Raw genomic sequence first — 14393 nt, 5'->3', positions numbered from 1 at the left:
CGCTGCCGGTTCCTGCCGGCGAGGAGGCTTTGTGTCCTGGGGACTTCTCCTTACGATCATCGTGTTCATTGGCGTTGTCGGTTATGTGCTCGGCAATGCGCGCGCGAAGAACCAGATCGCAACCGCGACTGAAAAGCCGCATTCGCGGGCGCACTACCATGGCTGGTGGGTGTTTCTTCTTGCGGTTCTGCCGGCGCTGTTCTTCATGGCGGCCTGGTCGGCTGGCAGCTATGCCTATGTGGACCGCGCGGTAAGCGAACAACTGCCTGCGCAGACCGAAGACAGCGCGATTGCGAGCCGTTCGCTGGCGCTGGGCATGGTGCACAATCTTGCCGAAGGCCTGCGCCGGATTGAAGGCGACCCCGCTTTCGCCCAGGTGCCGCAGAGCTTTGAAGAGCTGCGTCCGATCCTTGCCGAACGCGGCGTGGCGCTTGCCTCCGACACGCAGGACTACATGATCCCCATCGCGCTCGATCTGAATGCGATGCAGGACAATGCGGCGATGATCGGCACCGTGCTGGCGATCCTCATCGCACTGGGTGGCGCCTATCTTGGCCTGAGAAGCGTTCGCCCGCGCAGCCGCGCCCGCAACAATGTCGAGCGCGTCATCACCTGGGGCCTTCTGGCCGCATCCACCATCGCCATTCTGACGACGGTGGGCATCGTGTTCTCGATGCTGTTCGAGACGATCCATTTCTTCCGCTCGGTTTCGCTGAGCAACTTCTTCCTCGGAACGGTCTGGGATCCGCGCTTTGCGGCCGCAGGCGCAGAGGCGCAGGAAGGCCAGTTCGGCCTCATCCCGCTTCTTGCCGGCACGGTCTACATCGCCTTCGTGGCCATGCTGTTTGCCGTGCCCGTCGGTCTCATGGCGGCGATTTACATGGCCGAATATGCGTCCAAGCGGGTGCGTTCGGTGGTCAAGCCGCTGCTTGAGGTTCTGGCCGGCATCCCGACCATCGTCTACGGCTTCTTCGCCATGGTCACGGTCGGCCCGTTCCTGCGCGACATCAGCGCGGCGATTGCCGGCGGTCCGGGCTTCATTCAGGCGCAGAGCGTTCTGACGGCCGGCCTCGTGATGGGCATCATGCTCATCCCGTTCGTGTCCTCGCTGTCCGATGACATCATCACCGCCGTTCCGCGCGCCATGCGCGACGGTTCGCTCGGCCTTGGCGCAACGCGGTCCGAGACGATCAAGCGCGTCATCCTGCCGGCGGCTCTGCCGGGTATTGTCGGTGCGCTTCTGCTTACGGCGTCACGCGCCATCGGTGAGACCATGATCGTGGTTCTGGCCGCCGGCGTTGCCGCAAATCTCACGCTCAACCCGTTCGAAGCGATGACGACGATCACCGTCAAGATCGTCAACCAGCTTACCGGCGACCTGGAGTTCACCTCTCCGCAGACGCTGGTGGCCTTCGCACTGGGCATGACCCTGTTCGTGCTCACGCTCGGCATGAATGTCTTCGCGCTCTACATCGTGCGCAAATACCGGGAGCAATACGAATGAGCGACGCTGTCTACAAAGGGGGCAATGCCCCCCGCGCAGCCGCCGCGCGGCGCGACATCGGCATCAAGAAGCGTTATGCGGCAGAGCAGCGCTTCCGGATGTATGGCGTGGCGGCCATTGCCGTCGGCCTCTTCTTCCTGGCTGCGCTCCTGTGGTCGGTGGTTTCCAATGGCTACACCGCCTTCTGGCAGACCTCGATCAATCTGGACGTCACCTTCGCCGAGAGCGTGATCGACCCGAATGGCGAGCGCGCGACCGATCCGAACAAGCTCCTGACGGCCAATTATCCCAAGCTTGCGACCGAAGCGCTTGTGGCGAAACTCGGGGTTGATCCCGAAAACCGCAAGCTGGTTCGCGAAGTGGGCGGGCTCATCTCCAATGGCGTGCGCACGCAGCTGCGCGACATGGTGGTGTCCGATCCCGCGATCATCGGCACGACACGGAATGTGTGGGTGCTGGCGAGCGGCGATGTCGATTCCGCCGTGAAGGGGCAGGTCAATCTCGAGGTGGACGAAAGCCGCCGCAAGGTTTCCGACCAGCAGCTCACATGGATCCGCACGATGGAAGCGGACGGGGTTCTGGAGCAGCGCTTCAACACCGGTCTCTTCACCCGTGGCGCATCAAGCCGTCCTGAAACGGCCGGCATGGGCGTGGCCATCGTCGGTTCGCTCTACATGATGATGATCGTGCTACTTCTGGCGCTGCCCATTGGCGTTGCCGCTTCGATCTATCTTGAAGAGTTCGCACCACAGAACAAGCTGACCGATCTTATCGAGGTCAACATCAACAATCTGGCGGCCGTGCCGTCCATCGTCTTCGGTCTTCTGGGCCTGGCCGTGTTCATCAACTTCATGCATCTGCCGCGCTCCGCCTCTCTGGTGGGCGGCCTCGTGCTGACGCTGATGACCCTGCCGACGATCATCATCGCAACGCGCGCAGCGCTGCGGGCCGTGCCGCCCTCCATCCGTGCGGCAGCTCTCGGCCTTGGCGCTTCGCGCACCCAGACGGTGTTTCACCATGTGCTGCCGCTGGCCGCGCCCGGCATTCTCACGGGCACGATCATCGGTCTGGCGCAGGCGCTTGGCGAAACCGCACCGCTGCTTCTGATCGGCATGGTGGCCTTCGTGGCTGATTACCCGACCACGCCGCTCGATCCCGCTACGGCGCTGCCGGTTCAGATCTACATGTGGGCGAACGAGGCCGAACGCGCGTTTGTCGAGCGCACCTCGGGCGCTATCATGGTGTTGTTGCTGTTCCTTGCCGTGATGAACATTACCGCCATTATTCTGCGGCGGCGCGTCGAGCGTCGCTGGTAACGGAGTGGAAGGACATGAACATGCTCACTGATGCTGCTGTTGAAGAAGCACTGGATGCGAGCCAGAACTCGGACACCCTCAAGATGCGCGGTGAAGACGTCTGCGTCTTCTACGGCGAGAAACAGGCGCTGTTCGGCGTCAATCTCGACGTGCGCGAAAACCAGGTGACCGCGCTGATCGGCCCCTCGGGCTGTGGCAAATCCACGTTCCTGCGCTGCCTGAACCGCATGAACGACACGATCGACATTGCCCGGATCACCGGCAAGATCACGCTCGATGGCGAGGATATCTACGATCCCCGCATCGATGTGGTGGAGCTGCGCGCCCGGGTCGGCATGGTCTTCCAGAAGCCCAATCCGTTCCCCAAGTCGATCTACGAGAACATCGCCTACGGTCCCCGCATTCACGGTCTGGCGACGAAGAAGTCGGAATTCGACGAGGTCGTGGAAGCGAGCCTCCAGAAGGCTGGCCTCTTCAATGAGGTGAAGGATCGCCTGCATGAGCCCGGCACCGGTCTTTCCGGTGGTCAGCAGCAGCGCTTATGCATCGCGCGCGCCATTGCCGTGTCGCCTGAAGTGATCCTGATGGACGAGCCCTGCTCGGCGCTCGATCCCATCGCCACCGCCAAGGTGGAAGAGCTGATTGACGAGCTGCGCGAGAACTACACGATCGTGATCGTCACGCACTCCATGCAGCAGGCGGCCCGCGTCTCGCAGCGCACGGCCATGTTCCATCTCGGCAATCTGGTCGAGGAAGGCCCGACGGACAAGATGTTCACCAATCCGGATGACAAGCGCACCCAGGATTACATCACCGGACGCTTCGGCTGACGGCGCGGCAAACGCACAGATAAGGAACCAGACCATGGGCGAGCACACAGTCAGCTCCTTCGATGAGGAACTCGGTGAAATCGACCGCCTCATCCGCGACATGGGCGATCTCTCCGGCGAGATGACGCGCGCTTCCACCAGGGCGCTGCTGCACTCCGATACGGCGCTTGCACAGCGCATCATCTCCGATGACACGATCATGGACGCCAAGCAGCGCGACCTTGATGAGCGCGCCATCACGCTCATCGCAAAGCGCCAGCCGATGGCGCAGGATCTGCGCAGCGTCGTGGGCGCCATCCGCATGGCGGCTGATCTCGAGCGCATCGGCGATCTGGCCAAGAACATTGCCAAGCGCGTCGGCGCCGTGGGCGAAAGCGCCACGCCGCGCACGCTTGCGCATTCCATCGACGCGATGGCCGGCCTCGTGCTGAAACAGGTCAATTCGGTGGTCGAGCACTATGTGGCGCGCAATGCCGAGGCATTAATCCGGCTGCGCGACGAGGATGAGGAAATCGACATTCAGTACACGTCGGTTTTCCGTGAACTCCTCACCTACATGATGGAAGACCCGCGCAACATCACGGCCTGCACGCACCTCCTGTTCTGTGCGAAAAATCTTGAGCGTATCGGCGACCATGTGACCAATATCGCCGAAAATGCCTATTATGTGGTGACGGGGTCCCAGCTTCCGGTCCAGCGGCCGAAGCTTGACGAAACACAGATGACGGTCGAATCCGATGTCTAACCGGCCGTAGACTGCCCGAGGAGAATGCCTGCCATGATTGCCCCCAAGGTCATGGTCGTTGAAGACGACGAACCGCTTTGCGTCTTGCTCAAGTACAATCTGGAAGCCGAAGGCTATCAGGTCGAGATGATCTCTCGCGGCGATGAAGCCGAAGTGCGCCTGCAGGAAAACGTACCCGATCTGCTCGTTCTGGACTGGATGGTTCCGGCCGTTTCCGGCATCGAGCTGTGCCGCCGGCTGCGCATGCGCCCCGAAACGGAGCGCCTGCCGATCATCATGCTCACCGCCCGTGGCGAGGAAAGCGACCGCGTGCGCGGCCTTTCAACCGGCGCGGACGACTATCTGGTGAAGCCTTTCTCGACGCCGGAATTCGTGGCGCGTGTTCGCGCGCTTCTGCGGCGCGCGAAGCCGGAAGTGCTCTCGACGGTTCTTTCGGTCGGGGACATCGTGCTCGACCGTGAATCGCACCGTGTCTATCGCCGCAAGAACGAGATCCGTCTTGGGCCGACAGAGTTCCGCCTCCTGGAATTCATGATGCAGCATCCCGGCCGCGTCTTCTCGCGAAGCCAGCTGCTCGACAATGTCTGGGGCGAGACGATCTATATCGACGAGCGCACCGTGGACGTGCATGTGGGCCGGCTGCGCAAGGCCGTGAACCACGGGCGTCTGCCCGATGTGATCCGCACCATTCGCGGCGCGGGCTATGCGATCCGCGAAGCCTGACAGACGCGATACAGCCATTAAAAAAAGCCCCGGTTCGACCGGGGCTTTTTCGTTGAAGCTCTTCGCCCGTTATTTCGTGGCCCGTTATTTCGTGGCGGCGTGTCCGGGGCGGGCATGCTCGTTCTGAGCCACGGCAAAGCTCGTCACCGGCTCGATGGAGGCGGTCAGCTCGCCATTGCTGGTGATGTCCCACTCCAGGATCGCATCGTCATAGACAAGTGCAGGATCCACATAGACGCAGGTGGCGAGAACCTGCGGCGCTTCGGTTTCCAGTTCGCGCATTGCAACCGGCTTCTCCGCCTCGCACTCCTCAAACGTCTCGTAGACCGGGGTGGGGGCGGGCAGTTCCTGGCATTCGCGCGTGTCGCCGGCCCCCACATTGCCTGAGCAGCCGACAATCAAAAGAAGTGCAGCAATGTGTTCCATGGCTTTCTCCTTTCATTGTCTTCACGAAACGGAAGCCATGGATGGTCCGGTTCGCTTATGCCGCATTCGTTTATGTGTGCATCGCCGTTTAGCGACCGCGTTTCAGAAGGCCCATGATCAGCGAGATCGCGAGCAGGGCGAGGAAGATGTAGAAGAGGATCTGCGCAATGCCTGCCGAAGCGCCGGCAATTCCGCCGAAACCGAGTGCGCCGGCGATGATCGCGACGACAAGGAATATCAGGGCCCAGTATAGCATTCTGTCTCTCCGTTTAGTTATGCCGGTTAAACGTCTGGCATTCGGATTTGGTTCCGCCGGAGAGATTTTGGGTAAAAGAAAAGCCGCCCGGAGGCGGCTTTTTTGAGAAACGCGTGAAGAAGCGGGGGCCTGTCAGGCCGCCGCGTGCGCCTGCTGATCGAAGAAGAGCGCCTGGCTGATGAGCGCCTTGACCATTTCCGGGCTGAACGGCTTGGTCACAAGGAAAGTCGGTTCCGGGCGCTCGCCCGTCAGAAGCCGCTCGGGGAAGGCGGTGATGAAGATGACCGGCACGGTGGCCGTGTCGAGGATCTCGTTCACCGCATCAAGGCCTGAACTGCCATCGGCAAGCTGAATGTCGGCCAGCACCATTTTCGGCTGCGTCTTGTCAAACATTTCGACCGCCTGCTTGTGGGTGCGGGCCGTGCCGACCACGCGATGCCCGAGGCTTTCGACCATTTCCTCGATGTCCATGGCGATCAGGGGCTCGTCCTCGATGATGAGGATGTCTGTCGCCACCTGACGGGAAATCTCCTCGCTGGCTTCGCGCAGCATCGTGTTGATGCCTTTCATATCCGTCTCGAGAATTTCCGCAGCCTCTTCCGGCCGGAAATTCTCTACGGCCACCAGCAGGAAGGCCTGACGCGGACGGGGCGCGAGCGAAGAAAGGTTGCTCATGGCCCGCTTTTCCCATGCCGAGCTCGGCGTGCCTTCGGGGACCGGAACGTCCAGCGTTTCGAACAGCGATGTGAAGAGCCTGAAAAGGGCGATCTTGTCGGTCGATGCCTCGGGAAAGATGCTCGTATCTGCGATCAACGCTTCAAGCGTTGCAGCCACCAGTGCGTCACCGCTGGACTGGGAGCCGGAAACGGCCCGGGAAAAGCGCCGCAGGTAAGGAAGGTGCGGAGCGATACGCGCTGACAGGGTCATGGATTTCAAGTCTCCCTCAAGACATGGCAATGAGAATTAGTGCATTTGTGACGGGTGAAACGCCCCATATGCGAAAATGTTCCCGTCGGAGGGAACGAATTCCGCTCAATGGCGTTTGAAAGCAGACGAGACAGTTGTGGCCCGGGCGGTGCGGACGGTTTCGGGTCATTGGGAGACCAGATTTGATGGAAAAAGACAGGGCATGAATTACGGCAAACCAAACACCCGAGGAAGCTTGACCCGGCGCGGCAAGGATGAAGACCCGCTCGGCGCAAACTCAGAGATCGGACGCAAGCTCAGGCAATATTACGACGACCTGGTAACGGAAGATATTCCGGATCGGTTCAGCGACCTTCTCAACCAGCTTGAGCAGAAAAGCGGCGCTGAAACGGCCGGAAACAAGGACTGATATATATGAGTGTTTATCCGGGCTTTCGTGACGATCTACTGGCCGCTGTGCCAAGTCTGCGCGCCTTCGCCGTTTCGCTTTCAAAAAGTGCGGACCGGGCGGACGATCTCGTGCAGGAATCGCTGGTCAAGGCGTGGGACAAACAGAACAGCTATCAGCCGGGCACCAATCTGAAAGCCTGGCTCTTCACCATCCTTCGCAACGAGTTCTACTCGCAGATGCGCAAGCGCAAGCGCGAGGTCGAAGACGCGGACGGTGCGATTACCGGACGTCTGTCGGTGCACCCGGCGCAGGAGGGTTCGGTCGATCTGAAGGACTTCCGGCGCGCTCTCGAGCAATTGCCCGAAGACCAGCGTGAAGCGATCATCCTGATCGGCGCGTCCGGCTTTTCCTATGAGGAAGCGGCGGAGATCTGCGATTGCGCGGTCGGCACGATCAAGAGCCGCGTGAGCCGCGCCAGAACGCGCCTGCAGGAAATCCTCGAGATTTCAGGTGAGGGCGATTTCGGGCCGGACGCCATCTCGACCCAGATCACCAATACGGCCTTCATCGCCTAGGTCCTGAGCCAGGATTGCCGTGCGTCCCTTAGGGCGCACATAGGGCAATCTGGTCTGACCGCTCTCAGTCCTTCCCGGCGCTTGAGCCGACAATCGCCTGGGACAGCGCGTCGATAAGGTCGCTGTCCCTGTAAGGCTTTTCAACGATCCTGATACCACCGAACGCCTCGAACACCTGGTGGCTTGAGGCGTAGCCGGTGGCGAAGATGAAGGGGATGCGCCGCGCCTGAAGCAGGCGGGCGAACTCGTCTGTCCAGTTGTCGGACAGCTTGATGTCGAGGATCGCTGTCGAAATTCCCCGGCTTTCCAGAACGTCCGGTCCCAGATCATCGAAGGTGCCGACAGTGAACACGTCCGTTGCGCCGTGCTCCTTGCACAGTTCTTCGATGCTCATGGCGATCATGGCTTCGTCTTCGACGAGCAGGACGCGGGCGCCCTCCAGAGGTTTCTTCAAGCAGACATCCTTCCGACGCCAGAGAATTCGTTCCTCTTTGCCATCTCATTACCCGTGTAGATTGTCATTAAAAAAAGACGTGTCTGTACGATTTGCGGGAACCGCTCGCACTGGATGCGGCTTTCCTATTCAGCAATGAACCGGGGGCCAGTCAGTGACAAAAGAACAGGAATTCACCCACAAGAGTCTGCCCTGCCAGCAATGTCCCTTGAGAAAGCGCGAGGTCTTTCGCGATTTCGAGGGGGATGAACTGGAGTTCGTCGGTCGTTTCAAGAAGGGCGATCTGGCGGTGAAGAAGGGGGCGACCGTTCTGGTGGAAGGCGCGCACAATCCGCATCTCTATACGGTACTTTCCGGCTGGGGCTTTCGCTACAAGCTCCTGGAAGACGGACGTCGCCAGATCGTCAATTATGTGATGCCGGGCGATCTCGTCGGGCTGCAGGGCAGTCTGATGGGCGAGATGAAGCACTCGGTCGAGGCGCTCTCGCAGATGTCCTTATGCGTGTTCGAGAAGGCCGAGCTGTTTTCGCTCTACAAGAAGTTTCCCGAACTCGCCTACGACATCACCTGGATCGCTTCGCGTGAGGAATGCATGCTCGACGACCATCTCCTGACCGTTGGCCGGCGAACGGCGCTGGAGAAAGTCGCCTATCTGCTTGTCTTCATTCTGGACCGCGCGCGGCAAAGCGGGCTCTCGAGGAACGGGACGCTTGCACTGACCCAGCAGCACGTGGCCGACACGCTGGGCATTTCTCTGGTGCACACCAACAAGACGATCGCCCGCCTTGCCAGCCGCAATCACCTGAAATGGGAGGATGGCGGCTGCAAGATCCTCAATCAGGAGGCCTTGGCCGAACTGGCGGGCTGGACTCCCGGCTCAGGGGGGAAGCGGCCTTTTCTATAGGCGTTGGCGGTATCGCCTTCGCCCTGTGGCGATGGGCTTTGGCGGGTGTCGGCGGTTCGATGCCGGGGATGATGTTGCCGGCCATGGCGTAAATCGTCAGGAGTACGGGAATGGCGATGAAGCCTCCGATCGGCCCCCACATCCACAGCCAGAATGCGATCGACAGAAACACGATGAACGGGTTGAGCGTCATTCGCCGGCCGATGACGGTCGGCGTCACGAACTGGGCTTCCGTGGCGTTGACGGCCAGATAGATGAGCGGCGGCAGGAAACTTGCCGTCAGCGTGTCGAAGGTCGCAAGGCCGACGCCCAGCAGAATGATGGCCATCACTGCCGGGCCGATATAGATCACGAAGTTGAGCAGGGTCGCCATTGCGCCCCAGAGCGCGGGGGAGGGAACGCCCAGAAGCCACATCGCCACGGTGACGGCGACGCCCAGCCCGATATTGATGATGGTGATCGACAGGAGATAGTCGGACACCGCATTCTCCACGTCGCGGAAGATGTGCGCCACGCGCCAGCGCAGGCGCCGGCCAAAGCACAGGCGCAGGATCGTCGCGCGGGTTTCATGGCGCGTCGCCACGAAAAAATAGAGGCTGGCGAAGAAGATGAGCAGCTGCGCCAGAAGCGATGGCGCAAGCACGGCAACGCTTTCGACCGTGGAGCCTTCTTCCACCGACACCGTCACGCTGGAACCGCCGGTCACTGAACGGATCTGCTCCTGCAGCCCCTTGATCGTGTCGAGCGGCTGCCGGAGGCTGGAGAGCTGAAGCTGCAACTGGCTCCAGATCTGCGGCAGCCGGTCGGCCCATGCGGTCAGGGGTGTGGCGATGGCGACGAGAAAGCCCCCCACCAGCGCAATGAAGATCAGCACCACCGCGACAGCCGAAATCGAAGGCCAGACGCCCATGCGCTCAAGCCGCGTTGCGATGGGGCCGAGCATCAGGCCGATGAAGATGGCAAGGGTCATGGGAGCAAGCAGAAAGCGCCCGTAATGCAGCATCACGACAAAGGCGATGAGCCCCAGAAGGATGACCGAAGTCTGCGCGCTCGCGGTGAGTGCGGTTTCCAGTGTCATGATGTGGGAGCGTTTGCCCCCCGGGCTGCTTTGTGATTGATCCATGCAACTTTTCCAGAAATGTTTCATTAGAAAATAGACCGCCGGGTAATTGGTTCCGTGCTAAATGGAACTTCACATATTGTTTGGCGTTGGCTTGGAACTGAAACATTGGAGAATGCTGAGATGGCAACCACGGCAGCGAAATCCGCACGCACCGAGAAAAACGACGAAGTGACCACCGGCGATCTGGAAAAGGACATCCAGCAGCTGCGCTCCGACATGGCTCAACTTATTAGCCATCTCAAGGACATGGGTGGCCAGTCCGGCGAAGCGGCGCGCAAGGCGGCCGGTGAGCGCATCGAGCAGCTGCGCGGCCAGGGCGAGGCAGCCTTCAACAGCGTGAAGGACAGCTCGCAGGAACTGGAGAAAGAGCTGGCCCGCACCGTTCGCGAGCGCCCGTTCACCTCGCTGGCGCTGGCCGTTGGAGCCGGCTTCCTGCTGGCTCTCGCCACGCGCCGCTAGGTCGCTGTGATGCTGGCAAGACTGCTTGCCTCCGTTGCGACCGGAGAAGTGTCGGCCTCGCTCAAGCGCGCGCGGGTCGCATCCATGTTCTATGCGCTCGCCGCGTTTCTGGGTCTGTTCGGCATTGGCTTTCTCGTTCTGGCGGGGTTCATTGCCGCTGCGGACGAATGGGGCACGCTCGAGGCCGCGCTTGGCTTCGGCCTTGGTTTCGTGGCCATGGCGCTTGTCGTCCTTGTCAGCCTCAGGATCTGGACCCGTGCCGAACAGCGCCGCGCGCGTGAGCGCCGCGTTTCCGATGCGGGCGTTCTGGCTGGAACGGCGGCACTGACGCTGCTTCCCTCGCTCCTCTCGCGCACCGGCAAGTTCGGTGCGCTCGCCCTTCCCGTGCTCGTGGCCGTTGGCTACGCAATCTACCGCGAGAACAGCGGTGGAGATCCGGATGGCGACGCCGGTTAGTCGGGTGGGAACACCTGACGTCCGCATGAATGCGGACCAAAAGCGGTTGGCGTGGAGCAGCGTTTCCACGAAACGATAATCCGCTCCAGCCGGGTATGAGCCGGCCAATCCGGCTCACTTTTTTGCACTGCAATGGAACTCTCCCTCGGCCACGGCATTGGTCGAGGGAAGAAGACAGGAGCAGTGATCATGCCTGAAAACAAGACGACTTCTCAGGAGGCGCGCCAGGGACGGCGCGGCTTCCCGGTTCTCATGGTTCTGGTGTTCGGTCTTCTGCTGGCGGCTGTCGTCTGGTGGGGTGTCGAGGTCTATGGCCTGATGCTCGATGAAGAACAGGCCATAGAGCTGCCCGCCGCCGAGGACGGGCCGACTGGATGACGCGGCTTACCGCGCAATTGTTTCACCAGCTTGTTTCATCAGCTTCATGAGATTCCCGTATTCAAGATACTCAATGAAAGGAGAGACCAATGAGCGATGCAGCTGAAGTTCTCAAACCCAAGACCCATGCCGACAAGATGGACATTGGCATTTCCGATGCGGACCGCAGGGAAATTGCCGCTGGGCTTTCGGAGATCCTCGTCGATACCTACAGGCTCCTGATCAAGACCCACATCTATCACTGGAATGTCGTCGGCCCGCTGTTCCATTCGATCCATGTTCTGACCGAGGAGCAGTACAACGCCCTGTTTGAAGCGACGGACATCATCGCCGAGCGGGTTCGTGCGCTGGGCCATCACGCGCCCATTCTGGCGGGCAAGGGTGTCGACACGTCCATCGAGCTTCGCGCCTCGGGCCGCTCGGCCCTTGAGATGGTGCAGGATCTGGTTGAGGACCATGAGGAAGCCGTTCGCAAGATGCGCGACATCGGCGCTGCCGCAGATGAAAAGGGTGACATGGTCACCGCCGACATGCTGACCGAGCGCCTGACCTTCCACGAGAAGGCGCTGTGGATGCTGCGCTCGATCATCGCCGACTAACGTGTGAGAAACGTGCGGCATCAAAAAAAGCCCCGGCCAGATTAGCCGGGGCTTTTGTCGTTCTGCGCCTGTGTGTTTCTGGAATTGCGCCTAGAAGGGCCAAAGGCTCTGGTCGGCCGGCCGGGGCATCACCACGCGGAGCGCGCCCGGATGCAGCCTGATGCGGGTCTCGCGCTGCAAAGGCCGCAACTCGCCATCGATGGCGCATTTGAAGCGTCGCCTTCGCGAGCAGATGCGCACGGTCACCTCCGTCGCCTCGTGAATTTCCATCTGTTCGTTCTGCCGCCAGCGACCAATCCCCATGTTCAGAAGCCAGAGGATCAGTTCGCTGCGGGTGCGGGCATGCGTGATGTAGACGCCCAGCTGCCCGCCATCGGGCTGGTCGGTGAAGGGAAGGCGCTGGCCTTCTGCATAGAGATTGTTGGTGATCGCCAGGTTCGACGTGGTGGTGCGGACTTTCGTTTCCGAGAGCTCCAGCTCCACGTCCAGTTTGGGCGGGCGGATCATTGTCGCCATCGCGGCGCGCACCGAGGCAAATATCTTGCCGATCCGCGAGCGAAAGGTCATCCGTTCGCGCAGCCGGATCAGTTTCGGATGCATGCCGATGGAAAGCTGATGCACGAAATAGTGTCCGTCGGCATCGGCAATGTCGACATTTTTGATGTCGCCATGGGCGAGTGCTTCCATCGCCATGCGCAGATCCTGCGGTATGGCGAGGCTGCGTGCAAAGAGGTTCATCGTGCCTGCGGGAAGAATGGCGAGCGCCTTGTCGGAATGGGCAAGCAGACCCGCCGCCAGCGAGATGGTGCCATCACCGCCGCCGGCCAGAATGATGTCTGCCGTCTCGTCGCGCGCGGCATCTTCCATGGTTGCGACGAGTTCGTCACCCCTGCAAAGGCTGATGTCCATGGTATGGCCAGCCGCCTCGAAGATGCCCTTCATCTCGCGCGCCAGCGCTTCGGTATCAAGGCTGCGCAGGGTTCCCCCATTGCAGTTTAGGACAGCCAGAACATGCATTGGAGGGTTCCCTGAGGTTTTGCTGCGCGATTGTGTTGTGCTCGACCGTTAAGGAGCGGCTGGTCGAAAGGTTCCCGGGCAAAGTTTGGCAATGCGTTCGGAAAAACGCGGAACAAGAATGAGGGCGGCGCGTTTTAAGGGTGCAAACGGCCACGCACCGATCCTCCCTGGCAAGTTCGGTTCGGAGCGCGGCCTGTACAGAAACACTGCACACGGAGAGCTTATCATGTTCCGCAACCTTTTGGCGACCACTGCAATTGCAACGCTTGTCGCGACCGGTGCGGTCGCTCAGACATCCACGGCCCCCGCAACCGGCGCACCGGCTGCGGCCCCCACCGAGCAGCCCACTGAAATGGTGGTGCGCGCCGATGGCCATCTGGCCACCGATCTGATCGGCAAGTCGGTCTACAATGGCGCCGGCGAAGATGCCGAGAACATCGGCAAGGTGACCGATCTGGTTCTCGATGAGAATGGCGACGTCACCACGCTGGTTGTCGGCGTTGGCGGCTTCCTGGGCATTGGCCAGAAGGAAGTTGCGCTCGAATATGAGATGGCCGAGTGGGCCGAGCAGGATGGCGACCGCTGGCTGGTGATCGAAACCAGCGCCGACGCTCTGAAGGCTCAGGAAGAGTTTGACCGTTCGGCCTATCGTCCGATGCCGGCAGACGCCGATGTGTCGATGACCAAGCCTGCCTCCAAGGATGATCTGGCCAATGCGCCGGTCGAGAGCGAGGAAGGCGCTGGCGAAACCGCCATGGCTCCGGCGTCCGACACGACTACAGATGCCATGGGCGATGCGGCGAGCGGCGACGGCATGGCCGCTGCCCCCGCCCCGGATGCTTCCGGCTCTGACGACCAGATGGCAGGCACGGAAGCCCCGGCCGCCGGTATGGACGAGACCGCACAGGCTCCGGACGCTGAAGCGCCGATGACCGATGACACGATGACCTCGGCCATCGACCGTTCGAGCCTTGACGAGATGCCGACCGACCAGATCAGCACGGAGCAGCTGACCGGCACCACAGTCTACGGCGCGAATGAGGAGAACATTGGCGAGATCGGTGACGTGATCGTCACGCAGGATGGTCAGGTCGACGCCATCATCGTCGATGTCGGCGGCTTCCTGGGCATTGGCGAGAAAGAGGTTGCCATTGGCATGGACAATCTCGCCTTCATGACCGACGGCAGCGGCTCGTTCTATCTCTACACCGAGTTCACGCAGGAAGAGCTCGAGCAGCAGCCGGCCTATGACGAGGCGGTCTATGGCGAGCAGCGTGACGATATGCGGATGCAGGTTCAGTAATCTGCGC

General features: G+C 61.1%; 19 protein-coding genes. 13 read left to right on the top strand and 6 right to left on the bottom strand.

The window, feature by feature from the left end; all coding sequences use genetic code 11:
* Window positions 1–31: 31 nt before the first annotated feature.
* From pstC to phoB, 5 genes are read left to right on the top strand one after another with little or no spacing between them, the layout of a single operon-like run.
* Window positions 32–1504: a phosphate ABC transporter permease subunit PstC gene (gene pstC / locus JYP46_RS14375; protein WP_206548452.1), complete on the top strand. Its 1473-nt coding sequence runs from the start codon at window positions 32–34 to the stop codon at window positions 1502–1504.
* Complete coding sequence (pstA, locus tag JYP46_RS14370) at window positions 1501–2820, top strand: phosphate ABC transporter permease PstA (protein WP_206546053.1); 1320 nt, start codon at window positions 1501–1503, stop codon at window positions 2818–2820. The genes pstC and pstA overlap by 4 nt, the downstream gene beginning before the upstream one ends.
* Window positions 2821–2834: 14 nt before the next feature.
* Entirely contained in the window at window positions 2835–3650 is an 816-nt protein-coding gene (gene pstB, locus JYP46_RS14365; protein ID WP_113153374.1) for a phosphate ABC transporter ATP-binding protein PstB, read from the top strand.
* 34 nt (window positions 3651–3684) lie between these two features.
* The gene (phoU, locus tag JYP46_RS14360) at window positions 3685–4395 is read left to right on the top strand and encodes a phosphate signaling complex protein PhoU (RefSeq protein WP_113153373.1); all 711 of its coding nucleotides are present in this window, start codon (window positions 3685–3687) and stop codon (window positions 4393–4395) included.
* Window positions 4396–4431: 36 nt separating this feature from the next.
* On the top strand, window positions 4432–5118 hold the full coding sequence (phoB, locus tag JYP46_RS14355) for a phosphate regulon transcriptional regulator PhoB (protein WP_204360881.1): 687 nt from the start codon (window positions 4432–4434) through the stop codon (window positions 5116–5118).
* Window positions 5119–5202: 84 nt separating this feature from the next.
* Here the strand turns inward: phoB and JYP46_RS14350 are convergent, their stop codons facing one another.
* The 3 genes from JYP46_RS14350 to JYP46_RS14340 form a co-directional block, all read right to left on the bottom strand.
* Window positions 5203–5544 carry a hypothetical protein gene (locus JYP46_RS14350; RefSeq protein WP_113153371.1) on the bottom strand — a complete coding sequence of 114 codons (342 nt, stop codon included), beginning with the start codon at window positions 5542–5544 and terminating at the stop codon, window positions 5203–5205.
* Between the two features lie 88 nt (window positions 5545–5632).
* Window positions 5633–5800 (bottom strand): DUF1328 domain-containing protein, encoded by a 168-nt coding sequence (locus tag JYP46_RS14345; RefSeq protein ID WP_113153370.1) that lies wholly within the window; start codon window positions 5798–5800, stop codon window positions 5633–5635.
* 132 nt (window positions 5801–5932) lie between these two features.
* The gene (locus JYP46_RS14340) at window positions 5933–6727 is read right to left on the bottom strand and encodes a response regulator (RefSeq protein WP_206548451.1); all 795 of its coding nucleotides are present in this window, start codon (window positions 6725–6727) and stop codon (window positions 5933–5935) included.
* Window positions 6728–6929: 202 nt separating this feature from the next.
* Here JYP46_RS14340 and JYP46_RS14335 point away from each other — a divergent pair, with 202 nt between their 5' ends.
* Both JYP46_RS14335 and JYP46_RS14330 read left to right on the top strand, forming a co-directional pair.
* A complete protein-coding gene (locus JYP46_RS14335) occupies window positions 6930–7136 on the top strand; it encodes a NepR family anti-sigma factor (RefSeq protein ID WP_113153368.1) in 207 nt (68 codons plus the stop codon).
* 5 nt (window positions 7137–7141) lie between these two features.
* Complete coding sequence (locus JYP46_RS14330) at window positions 7142–7693, top strand: sigma-70 family RNA polymerase sigma factor (RefSeq protein WP_113153367.1); 552 nt, start codon at window positions 7142–7144, stop codon at window positions 7691–7693.
* Between the two features lie 64 nt (window positions 7694–7757).
* On the opposite strand, the gene JYP46_RS14325 is transcribed toward JYP46_RS14330, so the two are convergent.
* Window positions 7758–8147: a response regulator gene (locus JYP46_RS14325; protein ID WP_113153366.1), complete on the bottom strand. Its 390-nt coding sequence runs from the start codon at window positions 8145–8147 to the stop codon at window positions 7758–7760.
* A 154-nt stretch (window positions 8148–8301) separates the two neighbouring features.
* Between JYP46_RS14325 and JYP46_RS14320 the strand changes: the two genes are divergently transcribed.
* Window positions 8302–9051 carry a Crp/Fnr family transcriptional regulator gene (locus JYP46_RS14320; RefSeq protein WP_113153365.1) on the top strand — a complete coding sequence of 250 codons (750 nt, stop codon included), beginning with the start codon at window positions 8302–8304 and terminating at the stop codon, window positions 9049–9051.
* On the opposite strand, the gene JYP46_RS14315 is transcribed toward JYP46_RS14320, so the two are convergent.
* On the bottom strand, window positions 8981–10174 hold the full coding sequence (locus JYP46_RS14315) for an AI-2E family transporter (protein ID WP_113153364.1): 1194 nt from the start codon (window positions 10172–10174) through the stop codon (window positions 8981–8983). The two genes, JYP46_RS14320 and JYP46_RS14315, sit on opposite strands and share 71 nt — an antisense overlap.
* Before the next feature lie 120 nt (window positions 10175–10294).
* Here JYP46_RS14315 and JYP46_RS14310 point away from each other — a divergent pair, with 120 nt between their 5' ends.
* The 4 genes from JYP46_RS14310 (at window position 10295) to JYP46_RS14295 (ending at window position 12066) form a co-directional block, all read left to right on the top strand.
* A complete protein-coding gene (locus JYP46_RS14310; protein WP_206546056.1) occupies window positions 10295–10633 on the top strand; it encodes an ElaB/YgaM/YqjD family protein in 339 nt (112 codons plus the stop codon).
* A gap of 9 nt (window positions 10634–10642) precedes the next feature.
* A complete protein-coding gene (locus JYP46_RS14305) occupies window positions 10643–11089 on the top strand; it encodes a hypothetical protein (protein WP_113153362.1) in 447 nt (148 codons plus the stop codon).
* Window positions 11090–11278: 189 nt separating this feature from the next.
* Window positions 11279–11467 carry a hypothetical protein gene (locus JYP46_RS14300; RefSeq protein WP_206546057.1) on the top strand — a complete coding sequence of 63 codons (189 nt, stop codon included), beginning with the start codon at window positions 11279–11281 and terminating at the stop codon, window positions 11465–11467.
* A gap of 89 nt (window positions 11468–11556) precedes the next feature.
* Window positions 11557–12066: a Dps family protein gene (locus JYP46_RS14295; RefSeq protein ID WP_113153361.1), complete on the top strand. Its 510-nt coding sequence runs from the start codon at window positions 11557–11559 to the stop codon at window positions 12064–12066.
* Between the two features lie 90 nt (window positions 12067–12156).
* Here the strand turns inward: JYP46_RS14295 and JYP46_RS14290 are convergent, their stop codons facing one another.
* Window positions 12157–13083, bottom strand: a complete 927-nt coding sequence (locus tag JYP46_RS14290) for a diacylglycerol/lipid kinase family protein (protein ID WP_206548450.1) — start codon at window positions 13081–13083, stop codon at window positions 12157–12159.
* Between the two features lie 226 nt (window positions 13084–13309).
* On the opposite strand from JYP46_RS14290, the gene JYP46_RS14285 reads away from it, so the two are divergent.
* Window positions 13310–14386: a PRC-barrel domain-containing protein gene (locus JYP46_RS14285; protein WP_206548449.1), complete on the top strand. Its 1077-nt coding sequence runs from the start codon at window positions 13310–13312 to the stop codon at window positions 14384–14386.
* Window positions 14387–14393 lie beyond the last annotated feature (7 nt).

This window comes from Nitratireductor aquimarinus (genome assembly GCF_017255295.1).
GTDB lineage: Bacteria > Pseudomonadota > Alphaproteobacteria > Rhizobiales > Rhizobiaceae > Nitratireductor > Nitratireductor aquimarinus.
Note: the sequence above shows the minus strand (reverse complement) of the source record. Positions and strands in the feature narration are given on the sequence as shown.

Bases quoted from the DNA above. Each gene is read 5' to 3' on its own strand.
- pstA (WP_206546053.1), top strand. From the start codon at position 1,501: ATGAGCGACGCTGTCTACAAAGGGGGCAATGCCCCCCGCGCAGCCGCC.
- pstB (WP_113153374.1), top strand. From the start codon at position 2,835: ATGAACATGCTCACTGATGCTGCTGTTGAAGAAGCACTGGATGCGAGC.
- phoU (WP_113153373.1), top strand. From the start codon at position 3,685: ATGGGCGAGCACACAGTCAGCTCCTTCGATGAGGAACTCGGTGAAATC.
- JYP46_RS14350 (WP_113153371.1), bottom strand. From the start codon at position 5,544: ATGGAACACATTGCTGCACTTCTTTTGATTGTCGGCTGCTCAGGCAAT.
- JYP46_RS14345 (WP_113153370.1), bottom strand. From the start codon at position 5,800: ATGCTATACTGGGCCCTGATATTCCTTGTCGTCGCGATCATCGCCGGC.
- JYP46_RS14340 (WP_206548451.1), bottom strand. From the start codon at position 6,727: ATGACCCTGTCAGCGCGTATCGCTCCGCACCTTCCTTACCTGCGGCGC.
- JYP46_RS14335 (WP_113153368.1), top strand. From the start codon at position 6,930: ATGAATTACGGCAAACCAAACACCCGAGGAAGCTTGACCCGGCGCGGC.
- JYP46_RS14330 (WP_113153367.1), top strand. From the start codon at position 7,142: ATGAGTGTTTATCCGGGCTTTCGTGACGATCTACTGGCCGCTGTGCCA.
- JYP46_RS14315 (WP_113153364.1), bottom strand. From the start codon at position 10,174: ATGGATCAATCACAAAGCAGCCCGGGGGGCAAACGCTCCCACATCATG.
- JYP46_RS14310 (WP_206546056.1), top strand. From the start codon at position 10,295: ATGGCAACCACGGCAGCGAAATCCGCACGCACCGAGAAAAACGACGAA.
- JYP46_RS14305 (WP_113153362.1), top strand. From the start codon at position 10,643: ATGCTGGCAAGACTGCTTGCCTCCGTTGCGACCGGAGAAGTGTCGGCC.
- JYP46_RS14300 (WP_206546057.1), top strand. From the start codon at position 11,279: ATGCCTGAAAACAAGACGACTTCTCAGGAGGCGCGCCAGGGACGGCGC.
- JYP46_RS14295 (WP_113153361.1), top strand. From the start codon at position 11,557: ATGAGCGATGCAGCTGAAGTTCTCAAACCCAAGACCCATGCCGACAAG.
- JYP46_RS14290 (WP_206548450.1), bottom strand. From the start codon at position 13,083: ATGCATGTTCTGGCTGTCCTAAACTGCAATGGGGGAACCCTGCGCAGC.
- JYP46_RS14285 (WP_206548449.1), top strand. From the start codon at position 13,310: ATGTTCCGCAACCTTTTGGCGACCACTGCAATTGCAACGCTTGTCGCG.